This window comes from Streptacidiphilus jeojiensis (assembly GCF_042510965.1).
Taxonomy (GTDB): domain Bacteria; phylum Actinomycetota; class Actinomycetes; order Streptomycetales; family Streptomycetaceae; genus Streptacidiphilus; species Streptacidiphilus jeojiensis.
The window spans coordinates 1-16,576 of sequence record NZ_JBEUKS010000013.1; the positions used below are offsets into that span (position 1 = coordinate 1).

The 16,576-nt window shown below is 73.4% G+C and carries 11 protein-coding genes; 5 read left to right on the forward strand and 6 right to left on the reverse strand.

The genetic code is table 11. The annotated features are described in order from the left end of the window. Positions 1 to 722: 722 nt before the first annotated feature. Together ABUW04_RS30290 and ptsP are read left to right on the forward strand one after the other, a co-directional pair. A complete protein-coding gene (locus ABUW04_RS30290; protein ID WP_030256286.1) occupies positions 723 to 1,172 on the forward strand; it encodes a PTS sugar transporter subunit IIA in 450 nt (149 codons plus the stop codon). A gap of 78 nt (positions 1,173 to 1,250) precedes the next feature. Then, complete coding sequence (ptsP, locus tag ABUW04_RS30295; RefSeq protein WP_380567642.1) at positions 1,251 to 2,921, forward strand: phosphoenolpyruvate--protein phosphotransferase; 1,671 nt, start codon at positions 1,251 to 1,253, stop codon at positions 2,919 to 2,921. A 34-nt stretch (positions 2,922 to 2,955) separates the two neighbouring features. Here ptsP and ABUW04_RS30300 read toward each other — a convergent pair whose 3' ends face one another. The 5 genes from ABUW04_RS30300 to ABUW04_RS30320 form a co-directional block, all read right to left on the reverse strand. Next, positions 2,956 to 4,986 (reverse strand): acetoacetate--CoA ligase, encoded by a 2,031-nt coding sequence (locus ABUW04_RS30300; protein WP_380567644.1) that lies wholly within the window; start codon positions 4,984 to 4,986, stop codon positions 2,956 to 2,958. Between the two features lie 59 nt (positions 4,987 to 5,045). Then, on the reverse strand, positions 5,046 to 6,449 hold the full coding sequence (locus ABUW04_RS30305) for an adenylosuccinate synthetase (protein ID WP_380567646.1): 1,404 nt from the start codon (positions 6,447 to 6,449) through the stop codon (positions 5,046 to 5,048). Beyond that, positions 6,446 to 7,447, reverse strand: a complete 1,002-nt coding sequence (locus ABUW04_RS30310; RefSeq protein WP_380567647.1) for a hypothetical protein — start codon at positions 7,445 to 7,447, stop codon at positions 6,446 to 6,448. The genes ABUW04_RS30305 and ABUW04_RS30310 overlap by 4 nt, the downstream gene beginning before the upstream one ends. A gap of 107 nt (positions 7,448 to 7,554) precedes the next feature. After that, positions 7,555 to 8,400 (reverse strand): NUDIX hydrolase, encoded by an 846-nt coding sequence (locus ABUW04_RS30315; RefSeq protein WP_051725505.1) that lies wholly within the window; start codon positions 8,398 to 8,400, stop codon positions 7,555 to 7,557. Between the two features lie 117 nt (positions 8,401 to 8,517). Then, the gene (locus ABUW04_RS30320) at positions 8,518 to 9,090 is read right to left on the reverse strand and encodes a TetR/AcrR family transcriptional regulator (protein ID WP_380567649.1); all 573 of its coding nucleotides are present in this window, start codon (positions 9,088 to 9,090) and stop codon (positions 8,518 to 8,520) included. Between the two features lie 93 nt (positions 9,091 to 9,183). On the opposite strand from ABUW04_RS30320, the gene ABUW04_RS30325 reads away from it, so the two are divergent. The 3 genes from ABUW04_RS30325 (at position 9,184) to ABUW04_RS30335 (ending at position 11,866) form a co-directional block, all read left to right on the forward strand. Next, the gene (locus tag ABUW04_RS30325; RefSeq protein ID WP_380567651.1) at positions 9,184 to 9,897 is read left to right on the forward strand and encodes an SDR family oxidoreductase; all 714 of its coding nucleotides are present in this window, start codon (positions 9,184 to 9,186) and stop codon (positions 9,895 to 9,897) included. Positions 9,898 to 9,962: 65 nt separating this feature from the next. Then, positions 9,963 to 11,540: a glycerol kinase GlpK gene (glpK, locus tag ABUW04_RS30330; protein ID WP_380567653.1), complete on the forward strand. Its 1,578-nt coding sequence runs from the start codon at positions 9,963 to 9,965 to the stop codon at positions 11,538 to 11,540. Between the two features lie 95 nt (positions 11,541 to 11,635). Then, positions 11,636 to 11,866, forward strand: coding sequence for a hypothetical protein (locus tag ABUW04_RS30335; RefSeq protein WP_380567654.1), 231 nt, complete (start codon positions 11,636 to 11,638; stop codon positions 11,864 to 11,866). A 29-nt stretch (positions 11,867 to 11,895) separates the two neighbouring features. On the opposite strand, the gene ABUW04_RS30340 is transcribed toward ABUW04_RS30335, so the two are convergent. Next, positions 11,896 to 16,548, reverse strand: a complete 4,653-nt coding sequence (locus ABUW04_RS30340) for a hypothetical protein (protein WP_380567656.1) — start codon at positions 16,546 to 16,548, stop codon at positions 11,896 to 11,898. Between the last annotated feature and the right edge of the window lie 28 nt (positions 16,549 to 16,576).

Below are 16,576 nucleotides of genomic sequence, written 5' to 3' on the forward strand. Positions count from 1 at the left end.
CGCCAGCGTTCGTCCTGAGCCAGGATCAAACTCTCCGTGAATGTCTCACGCAAGAGCGGCACAGCAACCACCGGAATAGGCGGTCCCGTGCACTGCGTCCTCGCTATAAATGTAAAACTGTTTTCCCAAAGGAACCACGTCCGATGAACGGACGGGGTATCATCATTTGGCGTTGACTTTTGGCACGCTGTTGAGTTCTCAAGGTACGGACGCTTCCTTCGAGCGGCTTTCACACCGGCCCTCCGGGCGCTTCGTTTCTTTCGTGTTTCGAGCTTAGCAGACCATTTCAGTGGTCCGTTCCGGTTCGAATTCCGGCTGCCGGTCGCAGGCAAGGCCGGACCCCGTCCGCAATGTTATTGCGATGAGAGGTTCGGATGATCTCGCCAACGCGCCGCAACCTCGTCGGTCGCGGCGGCAGATCTCCAACGTACAGCGGCACGCAGGGCGGAGCAAATCCGTGTGCGGACACGGGTGGAGCAGGGGCATCACCCGTATGACGTAGAGTTCCCTCGCGTCCGAGTGGTCTAGTCCACTTGACGGGTCGTGGCCTGGGTCGCGCCGTGGGTCGCAACGGCCGCGCAGTCGGCGGCGATCGCACCCCCACCGACGGGTGCAGTCAACGGCAGACCAGCAGAGTGTCCTAAGTTGTGGTGATTTAGGCTGAGTCCTGCTGGTGCCGGCCACTTCCACTAGATGTTGATGCAGTGATGGAGGCTTGAAGCATGACGACGGTGACGTCCCCTCTCGCCGGGCAGGCCATCGGCCTGGCCGCTGTGCCCGACCCCGTGTTCGCCGGTGCGATGGTCGGGCCGGGTACGGCGATCGACCCTGTCCGTGAGGCCGGGGATGCTGTCGCACCGGTCGACGGGACGATCGTGTCCATGCATCCGCACGCCTTCGTCGTCATCGACGAGCACGGGCACGGAGTCCTCACCCATCTGGGGATCGACACCGTTCAGCTCAACGGCGAGGGCTTCGAACTCCTCGTCAACAAGGGTGACACCGTGAAGCGCGGGCAGCCGGTGATCCGTTGGGATCCGTCGGCGGTCGAAGCCGCGGGCAAGTCCCCGATCTGCCCGATCGTGGCGCTCGAAGCGGTCGCCGACCAGTTGGGTGATGTCCAGGAGTCCGGCGAGGTGGCCCCCGGGGACAACCTCTTCACCTGGCAGTAGCGAGCAGGGCCGAGCAGGCAGAGACGATGGCAATGAGCGCGGCCTGCGACGGCCGCACCCCAAGGGGAGACCGGTGAGATGACAGAGACGCTGCGCGGCGTGGGCGTGAGCCACGGGGTCGCGATCGGACAGGTTCGGCACATGGGCACGGCGGTGCTGGAGCCCCCGGCGCAGCAGACGCCGACCGAGGAGGCACCGCGCGAGCAGGCGCGGGCGCGGCAGGCGGTCGAAGCCGTTGCCGCCGACCTGCAGGCCCGCGGCAATCTGGCCGGCGGCGAGGCGCAGGCCGTGCTGGAGGCGCAGGCGCTGATGGCGCTGGACCCGGAGCTGATGGCCGACGTCGAGCGGCGGGTGGCCGTGGGCAGCACCGCCGAGCGCGCCGTCTACGACGCCTTCGCCGCCTACCGGGCGCTGCTGGCGAACGCCGGCGAGTACCTGGCCGGGCGGGTCGCCGACCTGGACGACGTGCGGAACCGGATCGTGGCGCGGCTGATGGGCGTCCCGATGCCGGGGGTGCCGGACAGCGACGAGCCCTATGTGCTGTTCGCGCGGGACCTGGCGCCGGCCGACACCGCGCTGCTGGACCCCACCCTGGTGCTCGGCTTCGTCACCGAGGAGGGCGGGCCGACCAGCCACAGTGCGATCCTCGCCCGTGCGCTGGGCGTTCCCGCCGTGGTCGCCATGGCCGGTGCCACCGACATGGCCGAGGGCGTGGTGGTCGCCGTGGACGGCAGCACCGGGGAGGTGCTGGTCGAGCCGTCCGAGGAGCAGCAGGCCGAGCTGCGGCGGATCGCCGCCGAGCGCAAGGCGGCGCTGTCCGCGTCCACCGGTCCCGGGCAGACCTCGGACGGGCACAAGGTGCCGCTGCTCGCCAACATCGGCGGGCCGGCCGACGTCCCGGCCGCGGTCGAGATGGGCGCCGAGGGGATCGGGCTGTTTCGCACCGAGTTCCTCTTTCTGGACGACTCCAAGCAGGCTCCGACCGAGGAGGCGCAGGTCGAGGCCTATCGCAAGGTGCTGGAGGCCTTCCCCGAGGGGCGGGTGGTGGTGCGGGTGCTGGACGCCGGCGCCGACAAGCCGTTGGACTTCCTGACCCCGGGCGACGAGCCGAACCCGGCCCTGGGCGTCCGCGGGCTGCGCAGCCTGCTGGAGCACCCCGAGGTACTGCAGTCCCAGCTGCGGGCGCTGGCCAGGGCCGCCACCGGACTGCCGGTGTACCTGGAGGTCATGGCACCGATGGTGGCCGACCGTACCGATGCCAAGGCCTTCGCGGACGCCTGCCGGGAGGCCGGGCTGTCGGCCAAGTTCGGGGCGATGGTGGAGATCCCGTCCGCCGCGCTGCGGGCCCGATCGATCCTCAAGGAGGTCGAGTTCCTCTCGTTGGGCACCAACGACCTGGCCCAGTACACCTTCGCCGCCGACCGCCAGGTCGGCGCGGTGGCGCGGCTGCAGGATCCGTGGCAGCCGGCGCTGCTCGACCTGATCGCCCTGTCCGCCGAGGCGGCCGGGGCGACCGGCAAGAGCTGCGGGGTCTGCGGCGAGGCCGCCGCCGATCCGGTGCTGGCCTGCGTGCTGACCGGGCTGGGGGTGACCAGCCTGTCGATGGGCGCGGCGTCGATCCCCTACGTCCGGGCCACGCTGGCCAAGTACACGCTGGCGCAGTGTCAGCGGGCCGCAGCGGCCGCGCGGGCCACCGACACGGCGGACGAGGCGCGGGCGGCCGCCAACCAGGTGCTGTCCGGGGAGTAGCCCGAAGAGCAGGTGCAAGTGCAGGTCGAAGGGGTCACCCGCCCGTGCCGCGGCGGGTGGCCCCTTCGGTCCTGGCGAGGTCCAGGAACGGGGTGAGCGCCTCGGGGTTGTCGAGCGAGCCGGGGTTGACGGCCTGGGCGAGCGGGGTGCCCGAGAGGATCCGCTTCACCGGCACCTCCAGCCGCTTGCCGGTGAGGGTGTGCGGCAGGGCGGGTACGGCGATGATCTCGTCGGGGACGTGCCGGGGCGAGAGCTGCTCCCGCAGCGCGGTGCGGACCGCCGTGCGGAGGTCGTCGTCCAGGGCGGCTCCCTCCGCGAGGACCACGAACAGCGGCATCCAGTAGCCGCCGTCGGGCTGTTCCAGGCCGATGACCAGCGACTCGCGGATCTGCGGGAGGCGCTCGACGACCTCGTAGATGTCCGCGGAGCCCATCCTGACGCCCTGTCGGTTGAGCGTGGAGTCGGAGCGGCCGTGGATGACGACGGTGCCGCGCTCGGTGACCGTGATCCAGTCGCCGTGCCGCCAGACGCCCGGGTAGACGTCGAAGTAGCTGTCGTGGAAGCGGGTCCCGTCCGGGTCGTTCCAGAAGTAGAGCGGCATCGAGGGGATCGGCTTGGTGCAGACGAGCTCTCCGACCTCGCCGTGCAGCGGCTTGCCGTGGACGTCCCAGGACTCGACCGCGGCGCCCAGGCTGGGGGCCTGGATCTCGCCGAGGTACACCGGCAGGGTGGGCACGCCGCCGACGAAGCAGCTGCACAGGTCGGTGCCGCCGCTGACGCTGGCCAGCCAGATGTCGGGGCTGATCTCCTGGTAGATCCAGCGGAAGCCGTCCGGCGGGAGCGGGGATCCGGTGGTGCCGATGGCGCGCAGCCGGGAGAGGTCGAGGTCGCGGCCCGGATGGACGCCGCCCTTGGCGCAGGCGGTGATGTAGGCAGCGGAGGTCCCGAAGACGGTCGCCCCGGAGCGTTCGGCGACCCGCCACTGGGCGTCGACGGCGGGGTAGCCGGGACTGCCGTCGTAGCTGACGACGGTGGCGCCGACGAGCAGGCCCGCCAGCAGGAAGTTCCACATCATCCAGCCGGTGGAGGTGTACCAGAAGAAGCGGTCGTCGGGACCGAGGTCTGTGTGCAGACCGGCCTGCTTGAGGTGCTCGACCACGATGCCGCCGTGGCCCTGGACGATGGCCTTGGGCAGTCCGGTGGTGCCGGAGGAGTAGAGCACCCAGAGCGGGTGGTCGAACGGGACCTGCTCGAAGACCGGTTCGACCGCCTCGCCGGCCGGGCCGTCGCCGCCGCCGCCGCCGATCAGCTCGTCCCAGGTCAGGGCCGACTCGGGGGCGGGAGTGCCGAGCAGCGGGATGTGCACGACATGGCGCAGCGAGGGCAGTTCGCGGCGCAGCTCGGCGACGATTCCGGTGCGGTCGTGGGCCTTGCCGCCGTAGCGGTAGCCGTCGACGGCGAAGAGCAGGACGGGTTCGAGCTGGCTGAAGCGGTCCAGCACACTGCGGGCGCCGAAGTCGGGGGCGCAGGAGGTCCAGACGGCGCCGACGGCGGCGGTGGCCAGCAGGGCGACGGCGGCCTGCGGGACGTTGGGGACGTAGCCGCCGACGCGGTCGCCGGGGCGCAGGCCGAGTGCGCGCAGCCGGGCGGCCAGCGAGCCCACCTGGCGGCGGAGCTCGGCCCAGGTGAGGGTGGTCGGCTCGGCACCGGTCTCGTCCAGGTGCAGGATCGCGGGGCGGTCGGCGTGTGCCGGGTCCTCACCGAAGCGCAGGGCGTGTTCGGCGTAGTTGAGGCGGGCGCCGGGGAACCAGACGGCGCCGGGCATGGCGGGGTCGGCCAGGGCGCTGCTCGCCGGGGTGGAGAAGCGGACGTCGAACCATTCGGCGACGGCGGTCCAGAAGCGGTCCAGGTCCTCGGTCGACCAGCGGTGCAGCGCGGCGTAGTCGCCGGGCGGAGCGCCGTGGTGCTCGGTGGCCCAGCGCTGGAAGCGGGCGATGTTGGAGGCGGCGGCGCGCTCGGGGTCGGGTGTCCAGAGCGGGGTCGGCTGCTGCTCTGCGCTGGTCATGCGGATGCCTCCGGCGGTCGGCCTCGTTGCCGGGACCGAATCTGCCATGGCTGGGGCGGTCAGGCCAAGAGACTCATGGGGCTGTCGCGTATGTCACGGACGCCGCTGATGCGATGGACGCCGTTGACGCCGGCGATGCCACGGACGTGGCGGGTGCCGGGTCCGTCCTGCGGCAGGCGGTCGACGGCGCGCGGTCCGTGGCTGCGGAGCAGCACCGGGGTGTCCAGGGTGTCGGCGACGGCCTCGGCCCAACTGTGCGGGTCGGGCCCGGGGGTGTGGGTCCGTCCGGGGCGGGCGCGCAGCAGACGGGTGGTCAGGGCTGCCTGGCGGCGGAGGTCGCCGGGCGGTCCGGTCGGCAGGTCGTGGATCTCGTCGCCGTCCAGGTCGTAGGTCTCGCAGATGGAGAGGTACGGGTGGCGGGCCGGGGCGTCCAGATGGGTGAGTGCCAGGGCCTGCACCGCGCCGAAGGCGGAGCGGGCGCAGACGGCGAGGGCGTAGCGGTGCGCGACGGCGTCGAAGTCGCCGCGGCGGAACGCCCCCTGCCAGCGGCCGTGGCCGTTGTGGGGTTCCGGGAGGGCGCGGTCGAGCGCCGGGTTCTCGGTGACCAGCGGGCCGGGGCCGTGCCGGACGGTATAGGTCCGCAGCACGCCCAGGCGCAGGGCCGATCCCGGTGCGGCGCCGGCCTCCGCGAGCAGGGTCCCGGCGTTGCCGAAGGTGGTGGTGGACCAGGTGGTGTAGGGGTGGAAGCCGTGCCATTCGTCCAGCAGGACGCCCTGGGCTCCTTCGAGGACCACCGGGCCGCGGCGCAGGGCTGCCGCCAGATGGTTCTCGTCGGCGAGGGCGACCTGCTCGGCGAAGGCCCGGAAGGCGGTGGCGCAGTCCTCCGGGGGCGGGCCGAGGGGTGCGCCGAGGCCGAGTTCGTCGGTGAGGCGCTCGCGCAGCCTGGTGAGCACGGTGAGGAGTCGGGCGGGTGCGGCGCAGTCGCCGGCGGTGGGCGCGGACCGCGGGTGGGCCAGGGCGTAGCGGGCGGTCTCCCCCACGCCGAGGCCGCAGGAGCCGTGCCGGGCGGTGCCGCGGGCGGCCTCCCGGTGCCGGTTGGCGGCGGCGTGGTAGGGGGTGGTGAGCAGGGCGCGACGGTCCACGGTGAGCCGGGCGAAGGCGTCGCGGACGCCCAGGGTGCGTAGATGGGCGGCCTCGGCGGCCAGGGCCAGCGGGTCGACCAGCATGAAGCGGGACAGGTGGGTGCGCACGCCGGGCACGAAGGTGCCGGAGCCGAACTGGGCGAAGGTGTGCTGCCGACCGTCCCTGGTGACCACGTTGTGGCCGGCCTGGGCCCCGCCGTTGAAGCGGACCACGGTGTCGACGGCGTCGCTGCGGCAGAGCCGGTCGACCACCGCGCCCTTGCCCGCGTCGCCGTAGCCGAGGTCGACCACGACGGTGTGCCGGGGCCGGTCGCCGGTCACAGCCGGTCCGTTCCGCCGGGCGCGCCCCGGTCCAGGGGCGACGCGTGGAACCGGGAGGCGTCCCGGACCGCCAGGCCGGTCCGGCGGCGGGCGACCGCGGCCAGGGCCTTGCCGACGGTCTCCAGGGAGGTCGAGCCGATGTCGGCCAGGTCCTCCAGCCCCTCCTGGAGGTCGATGGCCTCCTCGCCGAGGCCGACGGTGAGCGCGATGGTCTCGCAGACCGCGTCCAGGTCGTCGAGTTCGATGACGTTCTGGCCCAGCAGCCTGCGCCAGGTGGCGAGGACCTTGCGGTTGCCGGAGTAGGCGGTGCCGGCCGGGAGGAGGTAGTAGACGTCGTAGCGCTGCTGGAGTTCCGGGAGCAGGGCGGTGAGCGGGATGTCGCCCTGGATGCGTTCGCCGAGGACGGCGCGCACCTCGCGGGCCTTCACCTTGCCGTACGGCAGTTCGTCGCCGATGAGGAAGAGGTAGCCGCGGCGCCCGCGCTTCTCGTGGCAGTCCAGCGAGGTGTGCCGGGCCATGGCGTACATGGCGAGTTCGTAGGACTCCGTCATCTGACCGCCTCCGCCGCCCTCCAGGAAGATGTTGCCGAGGTGGTCGTCCATCCGGTTGTCGGACTCGAACTGGCCTAGTTGCAGCGGGACCCGGTCGCAGGTGGCGTCGCCCACCGCGCCGAAGAGGATCTGCGGGTGCTGGGTGTAGCCCTTGCGCAGCAGCAGGCCGAAGAGTTCGGGGAGCTTGGTCTGCAGCACCCGGGGCACGGACTGCATGGATCCGGTGACGTCGAACAGCACGGCGATGGCCAGGGATTCGGGGTGCTCGGCCGAGTCCCGGCTCTCACGGACGGTGAGGCCCCTGGGGTCGAGCGAGCGGTGGGCCTTCCAGCCGCTGCGGTGGCCGGCCCGGGCCCGGCTGCTGTAGTCGAAGGGGTCCGCGCCGGTGGCGGCGCGGTACTCGGCGGCGGCGTCGTAGACGTTGGTGGACCAGCGTCCGCTTCCCATGGGATCTCCTTCTGCGGGACGGGACGGAGCAGGAGGGGTGGCGCGCTGTCAGAGGTCCGGTGCCGTACGGGCGGTGGGGCCGGATGGCTACGTGGGGGTCACGGGGGTCAGCGGACGGACTCCTCGCGGTCGGGTCGCAGCAGTGCGGGGTGCAGCAGTCGGGCGTCGCCGGTGCGGTAGAGCCGGGCCCGTGGCCCGCCCTTGCTGCCGGCTTTGGTCGCGGTCGCGCCGGTGCTCTCGACGAAGCCGGGGACGGAGAGCACCTTGCGGTGGAAGTTGCCGGCGTGCAGCTTCTCCCCCCAGATCTCCTCGTAGACCGAGCGCAGTTCGGAGATGGTGAACTCGGGGCCGAGGAAGGCGGTGGCCAGCGGGGTGTACTCGAGTTTGGAACGGGCCCGGTCCAGCGCCTCGGCGAGGATCACCGCATGGTCGAAGGCGAGTGGGTGCCCGGCGGGACCGCTCCGGCTGCTGGGCCCTCCCCTGTGGGGTCCGGCAGCCGGGGCGGTCCCGCCGAGCGGCACCCAGGCGGCTGCGGCCGCATCGGTGCCCGCCTGCGGATCGGGCAGGTCGGGAGCGAAGGCGAGGTAGGCCACGGAGATCACGTGCATCCGCGGATCGCGGGCGGGGGCGCCGTAGGAGCCGAGCTGTTCCAGGTGGACCCGTCGCAGCGCGGCGGTGTCCACCCCGGTCTCCTCGGCGAGCTCGCGGGCCGCGGCCTGGTCGAGGTCCTCCTTCCCGGCTCGGACGAAGCCGCCGGGCAGCGCCCAGCAGCCCTGGAACGGCGGGCCCGCGCGGCGGACCAGCAGTACGTGCAGCCGGTCCTGACGCAGCGTCAGAGCGACCACGTCCACGGTCACCGCGACCGGGGTGAAGGCCCGCGGGTCGTAGGCCGCCAGCCAGTCCTGCTCGGACTGCGACTGGTCGGCCTGCGACGGCTGGTCCTGGGTCGGCATCGGGCGCTCCGCTCGGGTCGCTCTCGGTACAGGTTGTTCTCACTCCGAGTCATTCTCACTCAGAGTCCTTCTCGTAATGAGAACAACATAGCGCCGAAGCGGTTCGGAGGCCACCCCCTAGCGGGCCAGCGCGTCCACCACCACCATCAGTTCCTCCGTCAACTGCGGTCCCACCGCTGCGTGTTCGTTCATCAGCCGGTACCACATGGCACCGAAGGCCAGGTCCACCAGGGTGTCCACCGGCACCGCCCAGGTGTCGCCGCAGCGCTCCAGCGCCTGGCGCAGCAGATCGCGGCGGCCGGAGATGTAGCCGCGCCGGTCCGCCGCCAGCCCGGGGTCGCTCACGGCGTCGGCGGTGATGCCCAGCAGGACGTTGGCGACCGGCGCCTTGGCGGCCAGCTCGAAGGTCTGGTCCAGGAAGCGCCGCAGGTCCGCGCGCGGGTCCCCGGAGGGCTCGGGCAGCACATGGGCCGCGCCGATCTCGCCGAGCGCCTCCAGCAGCACCGCCCCCCTGGTCGGCCACCAGCGGTAGACGGTCTGCCGGCCGACACCGGCGGCCTCGGCGATGCCCTTGATGGTGACGGCGGTGTAGCCGTCGCGGACGGCCAGGCCTACGGCCGCGTCCAGGATCGCCCGGTGGGCGCTCTCGCTGCGGGGGCGCCCCTGGGGAGCGGGGGTGGTCTTGTTCATGGCCCGACTTTACAAGGCACCGTGTCTCGATATATAATCGAGGCACAGTGACTCGAAAGTGGGTCACCGGGAGGGATAGAGGAAGCGGACGCCATGTCTGAACGTGTTGTGATCGTCGGCGGTACCTCCGGGATCGGCCTGGCCACCGCCGAACTGCTGCGGGACCGGGGCAACCGGGTCGTCGTCGCCGGACGGAGCGCCGACCGCTCGGAGGCGGCGCTGAAGGTGCTCGGCGACGGGGTCGAGGGGCGGACCCTGGACGCCTCCGACGAGGGACAGCTGGCCGAGTTCTTCGCCGAGGTGGGTCCGTTCGACCACCTGGTGGTGACAGTCTCGCCCAGGGGCGGGATCACCCCGTTGCTGGAGCTGACCGCAGCAGAGCTGCGGAGGCACAGCGAGGGGAAACTCATTCCGCAGCTGCTGACGGTCAAGGCCGCGTTGGAGACGCTGCGGGCCGACGGCTCGGTCACCCTGCTCGGTGCCGCGAGCTCCCAGATGAGCGCCCCCGGGTTGACCGTGCTGGGTTCGTCGAACGCGGCTCTGGAGACGGCCGCCAGGATTCTCGCGGTCGAACTCGCGCCGCGCCGGGTCAACGCCCTCTCGCCGGGCGTGATCGACACCCCGTGGTGGGACTGGCTGCCCGAGGAGAACCGGGGCGCTGTGGTGAACGGGGCCTGCACGAACACACCGTTGGGGCGGCCCGGGCGGCCGGAGGAGGTGGCGCATGCCATCGCCTTCCTGGTGGAGAACGCGTACACCACGGGGATTGTGCTGCCGGTTGACGGCGGTGGGCGGCTGGCTTCCTGACCCAGGCGCCGCGTTGGAGCTGCGGCGGTGGAGGCAGGACGGGGGTGACTGGCAGACTCTCGTCCATGCCTCCACTGCCGCGCCCCACCATCACCGCAGTACCCGCCGCCGGGGGACGGCCGCAGGGCCGCTACGTCGCCGCGATCGACCAGGGGACCACCTCGAGCCGCTGCATCGTCTTCGACGCGGACGGTGCGATCGTCGCCGTCGAGCAGCAGGAGCACCGGCAGATCTTCCCCCAGCCCGGCTGGGTCGAGCACGACGCCGGCGAGATCTGGACCCGGGTGCGGTCGGTGGTCACCCAGGCGATGCGCCGGGCCGGGATCGGCCCGGCGGAGCTGAGCGCGATCGGGATCACCAACCAGCGGGAGACCACCCTGCTGTGGGACCGCAGCACCGGGGAGCCGGTGCACAACGCCATCGTCTGGCAGGACACCAGGACCGAGGCGCTCTGCCGGGAGCTGGGCCGCAACGTCGGCAAGGACCGCTTCCGCCGCGAGACCGGGCTGCCGCTGGCCAGCTACTTCGCCGGGCCCAAGATCCGCTGGCTGCTGGACAACGTGGACGGGCTGCGCGGGCGCGCCGAGGCCGGCGAGCTGATGTTCGGCACCATGGACAGCTGGCTGATCTGGAACCTCACCGGCGGCGTGGACGGCGGCGTCCACGTCACCGACGTCACCAACGCCTCGCGCACCATGCTGATGAACCTGCACACGCTGGAGTGGGACGAGCGGCTGCTGGAGTCCTTCGCCGTCCCGGCCTCGCTGCTGCCGGAGATCCGCTCCTCCGCCGAGGTCTACGGGCACGCGGTGGGCGAACTGGCGGGCGTGCCGGTGGCCTCGGCCCTGGGCGACCAGCAGGCCGCGCTGTTCGGGCAGACCTGCTTCGACGAGGGCGAGGCCAAGAGCACCTACGGCACCGGCACCTTCCTGCTGCTCAACACCGGTGAGAAGGCCGTGAACTCGTACCACGGACTGCTGACCACGGTCGGCTACCGGATCGGCGACCGGAAGCCGGTCTACGCACTGGAGGGCTCCATCGCGGTCACCGGTTCGCTGGTGCAGTGGCTGCGCGACCAGCTGGGGCTGATCTCCACGGCCGCCGAGATCGAGGAGCTGGCGTCGACCGTGCAGGACAACGGCGGCGCCTACATCGTGCCGGCGTTCTCCGGACTGTTCGCGCCCTACTGGCGCTCCGACGCGCGGGGCGTGATCACCGGGCTGACCGGCTATGTGAACAAGGGTCATCTGGCCCGCGCGGTGCTGGAGGCCACCGCCTGGCAGACCCACGAGGTCGTCGACGCCATGGCCAAGGACTCCGGGGTGACCCTCAGCTCGCTCAAGGTGGACGGCGGGATGACCGCCAACGACCTGCTGATGCAGATCATCTCGGACGTCCTGGACGCGCCGGTGGAACGGCCGCTGGTGGCCGAGACCACCGCGCTGGGCGCCGCCTACGCGGCCGGCCTGGCCGTCGGCTTCTGGCCGGACCTGGACACGCTGCGGGCCAACTGGCACCGCGGCGCGGAGTGGACCCCGCGGATGGGCGCGCAGGAGCGGGCCCGGGAGCAGCGCAACTGGCTGAAGGCGGTGGAGCGGACCAAGGGGTGGATCGACGAGGACTCGGTCCCGGGCGGGGCATGAGCCCCTCCCTGCTGGGCAGGACTCCTGTTGGTGGTCGGTGTCGGTGGTCAGTGTTCTGCGTCGGGTGAGGCCGGGGGGCTGGAGTGGCTGGTCGGGTGTCGGACAGGTCCCGCAAGGCGCGGGCGCGGCTGCTGGTCGCCGCCGGGATGACCCTGAACGCCCTGCTCTTCACGATCGTCGGCTCGATCGCGCATGCCGACTTCACCCCGCTGGCGCTCGGGGTCACCGCCGTGGGCATCTTCGCGACGACCTGGTTCCTGCTGGACGCCGGCATCGCGCTGCAGGCCGACGTGCAGCGGCGCAGGGCGGCGCGGAGGCAGCTCTGACCGGAGCTGTCCCGTGAGTTGACGGACGCTCAGACGGTGGCCTCCACCGGCCTGCGGAACATCCGGGTGGCGGTGACCGCGCCGTGGATGTCGGCCTCCTCCGGGTCGATCTCGGGCAGGCCGGGGCGCAGGTGCTCCTCCACCGAGATGTACTTCAGCCCGGCCCGCAGGTCGGCGTCGTTGCGCAGCCGGATGATCAGCGGGAACTCCGCCAGCGCATTGGCGTCCAGAAGGCCGGTGGTGTAGATCAGCTGCACCCCGAGGGCCGAGGCCACGGCGCGCTGGAGCTCGATCAGGTAGGTGGCGTTGGCCCGGCCGATCGGGTTGTCCAGGAACAGGGTTCCGGCGTGGGCCAGCCGGGCCTGGCCGCGGTCGTTGGCGCGCAGCGCGGCCATGGTGCAGTAGAGCGCGATGGCCGCGGTGAGCAGCTGGCCGCCGGAGAACACGTCCGACATCTGGCTGACCGAGACCCGCTCGGCGCGCAGCACCGCGTCCGGCTTGAGGATCTCCACGGCGATGCCCTTGGGCTCGACGGCCGCGTGGACGCCGCGCAGCAGCAGCGACATCCCGTCCCTGCGGCCCCAGTCGCTGGTGCCGCTGGCCGCCCCGGTGCGGCGGACGGCGGCGCGGGTGGCCTCGTCGATGACCTCGCCGAGGCGCTCGGTGAGCACGGCGTGGTCGGGGTCCTCGAAGCGGATCCGGAGGAACTCCTGGCCGGACCACTCCCCCAGGCCCTCGGGCAGCCGGGACAGCCGCTGGGCGGCGCGCAGGGTGGCCAGCGAGGTCTCGACCAGGCCGCGCAGCCGGTCGACGATGCTGTCGCGGTTGCGCTCCAACTGCTCCAACTCGTCGCTGAGGACCCGCAGCCGGGGGGCGAAGGCGATCGCCCAGGCGGCGGCGTGCTCCGGCAGGGCGGCCGCCGGGAGCTCGCGGATCTGCTGCCGGGCCGGGGTGCGGACGGCCTCGTAGCGGGTGGAGTTGGCGTGCCGGACCAGGGCGTCGGAGGCGTCGCGGACGGCCAGGTCGGCGGCGGCCAGGTCGGCCACGGCGGCGCGCAGTGAGCGGCGGCTGTCGGCGGCGGACTGGCGGGCCTCGGCCAGGGGGCCGGGGAACGGCGGCGGCGCCTCGTCCTCGCCCTCGGGGGTGGCCGCGGCCGGTTCCCGCAGGCCGTCCCGGAGTTGGGCGGCGGACTCGTCGAACTCGGCGGAGGCGTGCTGGGTGGCCTCCAGCGAGCGCTGCAGCTCGTTGTGGGCCGAACGGGCGGCGCTGAGCAGGTCGGTGCGCCCGGCCAGCTCGGCGGTGGCGGCACGGAGCAGCGTCTGGGCGTGCCCGGTGTCGGTGGGGACCAGCTCGTCGGGCAGCTCGGTGTGGGCGTCCCCGGTGACCGGGGCGCTGCGCTCGGCCTCGCCGCGCAGCCGGCCCAGCTGCTCGCTGGCGGCGGAGGCGCGGCCCTCGATGGTCTGGACGAGGTCCTCGGCACGGGCGGCGGCGGCCTGCCGGCCCGGCGCGTCGGCGCCGTCGGGTGTGGTGAGCAGTTCCTCGGCGCGGGAGCGGACCTTGTTGGTCAGGCGGTCCAGCTCGGTGCGGGCGGCGGACTCGTCGCTCTCGGCACGGGCCTGCTCGGCGCGCAGGTCGGCGCCGACGCCGACCTGGTCGTAGAGCTGCGAGGCGGCGCGGTGGGCCTCGCGCAGCGCGGGGAGGGAGGCGGCGGAACCGTCGGCCGACCCCCGGGTCGACTCGGGCTCAGCTGACTCGGAGTCAGCCCCGGTGTCCTCGGCGGTGGGCAGTTCGGCGCGTTCGGCGCGCAGGGCGCGGACGGTACGGCGGGCGTCGTCGGCGGCGCGCTGGGCGGCGCGGCGGTCCTCGTCGGCGGCCTGGGCCCGCTCGGTGCAGAGCTGCTGCCGCTGCTCGGCCTGGGCGGTCTCGTCGATCAGTTCGCGCAGCCGGCCGGTCCAGCCGGTGCGCTCGCGCAGCCGGAAGGCGAGTCCGGCCAGGGCGTCGGCGCGACGGCGGGCCTGCTGGGCGGCCTCGCCGCGTTCGTCCCGCAGCCGGGAGGCCTGCTGCTGGTCGGCGTCGGCGTCCTGGTGCTCGGCGCGGGCCGAGGCCAGCTCGGCGCCGGCCAGGTCCAGTGCGCTGCGGGCCGCCTCGGCGGTGCCGGCCAGCGCGTCCAGGTGGCCGTCGGGGCAACGGGTGCGCCAGGACGCCAGCCGGCCGCTGAGCAGGCGGTCCGCACCGAGCCGGGCGGCCAGCGCGCGGATCTGCTCGTCCCTGGCGGTGGCCCGGTCACGGAGCTGGCTGCGCTCCTCGTCGGCGGCGTTCTCGTCGTGCATGGCCGGGTTCGGCGGGACCAGGAACACTCCGGAGGAGGCCGCCGTGCCGGCGCCGTCGAGGACCGGGGCGAGCAGGGCGGCCGCGGTGCCGACGGCGACGGCGGAGCGGGGCAGCAGGGCGGCCGCGGACAGGGCCTCCCGGGCCCGTTCCAGCGCGGCCGGGTCGGTCACGATGACGCCGTCGACCAGCTGCGGGCGGGCGTCGAGGATCCGGTCGTGGTCGGCCGGGTCCACCGACTGGGCCAGGTAGCGCCAGCCGGGGAGGGCGGGGACGCCGTGCTCGCCCAGGTACTCGACGGTGGCCAGCACGTCCGGACCGGGCGGGAGCAGCCCGCCGTCGCCGAGCGCGGCCAGCACCCGGGAGTCTGCGGCGGCGGCCGTCCTGAGCTCGAACAGGGTGCGCTCGGCGGCGGTGACCGAGTCGTCCAGCAGCTCGCGCAGGCTGTCGGCGGAGCGGTCCAGCGCCTCCGGCGACAGCTCGCCGACCTGGACCCCGAGCAGCTCGGTGGCGCGGGGGTGGGCGGCGAGCTCGGCGGCGGCGTCCTGCTCGGCGGCCAGCGCAGTCTCGGCGGCGGCCAGCGCGTCGCTGGCGCGGGCGGCGGCCAGTTCCGCCCTGGCCCCCCGGGCCGCGGCCTCGCGGGCCCGGGCGGCGGCCTGGTCGGCGACGGTACGGGCCTGCTCCCAGGCGGCGGTGGCCTGCTGCTCGGCGTCGGACGCCTCCAGGGCGGCCCGGGCCGGGTCCACTGCCTCGGCGTCCGGGGCGGCGTTGGTGGAGTCGATCCAGCCGGAACGGACCGCGGCCTGGGTCTCCTGCTCGACCTCGGCCAGGCGCTGGCGCAGGTGCTCGCTCTCGCTGCGGCCCTTCTGCGCGGCGGTGGCGGCGGCGGTGGCGTCGCGACGGGCGGTCTCGCCCTCGGCCTGCAGCGCACCGGCGCGCTGCTCCTCGCTGTCCGCCTGGGCCTCGGCCGCCGCGGCGGCCGTCTCCAGCGCGCCGACCAGGGCACGGGCCGCGCGGGTGCGGGCGGCCAGGGCGGGGGCGGCGTCGCGTTCGGCCTCGCGGATCGCGGCCGACATCCGGGCCGAGCGGTCCGCGGCGGCGCGGTGACGGAGCACCAGTTCCGTTGCCTGCCAGGCGGAGTGCAGGGTCCTGGCGTCCAGCAGCTCCTTGCGCAGGCCCGCCGCGGTACCGGTGGCGGCGGCCAGGGCGAGGCTGGCATGACGGTGGGTCAGCTCGGCGGTGATCAGCGACTGCCGGGTGCGGCCGTCCTCGGCGTCGGCGACGGCGGCGGCCGCCTCGGCGACCTGCTCGGCCAGCTCACGGACCTGGTCCCGCTCCGCGGCGGCGCGGGCGGCCAGGGTGCGGGCCAGCCGGCGGGTGCGGCGCTCGGCGGAACGGTGCGTCTCACGGACCGACTCGCGGGCGGTGGCCGCCTCGGCGATCCGGCGCAGCAGGTCCAGCGAGCCCGCGGTGAAGTCGCGTTCGGCGGTCAGCTCGGCGCGGCGGCCGAGCTTGTTGGCGAAGCCGTGCACCAGGTCGGCCAGGCCGTCGGTGTCGCGGGTGTCGGTGACCGCGCGCAGCAGCAGGTCGGTGAAGTCGGCGTCGTTCTTCACCGCGAACAGGCCGGCCGCCTCGCCCTCGTCGGCGTTCATCTCGCGCTGGTAGCGGAAGAGTTCGGGGTCAAGACCGAGGCTGCCCAGATGCTCGATCCAGCGGTCGTGGCCCTCCTCCCAGACCAGGTCCAGGGCGGGCTCGGCCTTGCCCGCCTCGGTGAGGGCGTCGCGGAAGCCCTTCATGGTCCGGCGGCGGCCCTTGGGGCTCACCTTGGGCGCCTCCTGACCGGGGGCCGGGAGGAAGGTGGTGCGTTCGGCGACCGGCAGGCCGTCCAGGCTGAGGCCGGGGCCGGGGCGGAAGGAGTACCAGGCCTCGGCGAACTTGCGCGGGTCGGTGGAGACCTGGCGGCCGCGCCACTCGCTGACCTTGCCGACCACCACGGTCTCGCCGGTGAGGGTGTGCTGCCACTCCAGCGCGACGTGGCCGCAGTCGTCGGCGAGCAGGAACTTGCGCAGCACGCCGGAGCTGGCGCCGCCCAGGGTGTTGCGGTGGCCCGGCAGCATCACCGAGAAGATCAGCTTCAGCAGCACCGACTTGCCGCCGCCGTTCTCCAGGAACAGCACACCGGCCGGGGCCGGGCGGCGCGGCGGGCCGCTCTCCTCCTCGTCGAAGAAGCCGGGCTGGGAGGGGGCCGGCTCGGGCACCGGATCGCCGACACCGCTCAGGTCGAGCACGGTGTCGGCGTACCGCGCACCGGCGGGGCCGATGGAGTACAGGCGGACCCGGTTCAGCTCGTACATGGGGTGTCAGGTCTCCGTGCTGGTGGGT

Coding starts and splice junctions, on each gene's coding strand:
- ptsP (WP_380567642.1), top strand. CDS start 1,251: ATGACAGAGACGCTGCGCGGCGTGGGCGTGAGCCACGGGGTCGCGATC.
- glpK (WP_380567653.1), top strand. CDS start 9,963: ATGCCTCCACTGCCGCGCCCCACCATCACCGCAGTACCCGCCGCCGGG.
- ABUW04_RS30315 (WP_051725505.1), bottom strand. CDS start 8,400: ATGCCGACCCAGGACCAGCCGTCGCAGGCCGACCAGTCGCAGTCCGAG.
- ABUW04_RS30320 (WP_380567649.1), bottom strand. CDS start 9,090: ATGAACAAGACCACCCCCGCTCCCCAGGGGCGCCCCCGCAGCGAGAGC.
- ABUW04_RS30340 (WP_380567656.1), bottom strand. CDS start 16,548: ATGTACGAGCTGAACCGGGTCCGCCTGTACTCCATCGGCCCCGCCGGT.
- ABUW04_RS30300 (WP_380567644.1), bottom strand. CDS start 4,986: ATGACCAGCGCAGAGCAGCAGCCGACCCCGCTCTGGACACCCGACCCC.
- ABUW04_RS30290 (WP_030256286.1), top strand. CDS start 723: ATGACGACGGTGACGTCCCCTCTCGCCGGGCAGGCCATCGGCCTGGCC.
- ABUW04_RS30325 (WP_380567651.1), top strand. CDS start 9,184: ATGTCTGAACGTGTTGTGATCGTCGGCGGTACCTCCGGGATCGGCCTG.
- ABUW04_RS30310 (WP_380567647.1), bottom strand. CDS start 7,447: ATGGGAAGCGGACGCTGGTCCACCAACGTCTACGACGCCGCCGCCGAG.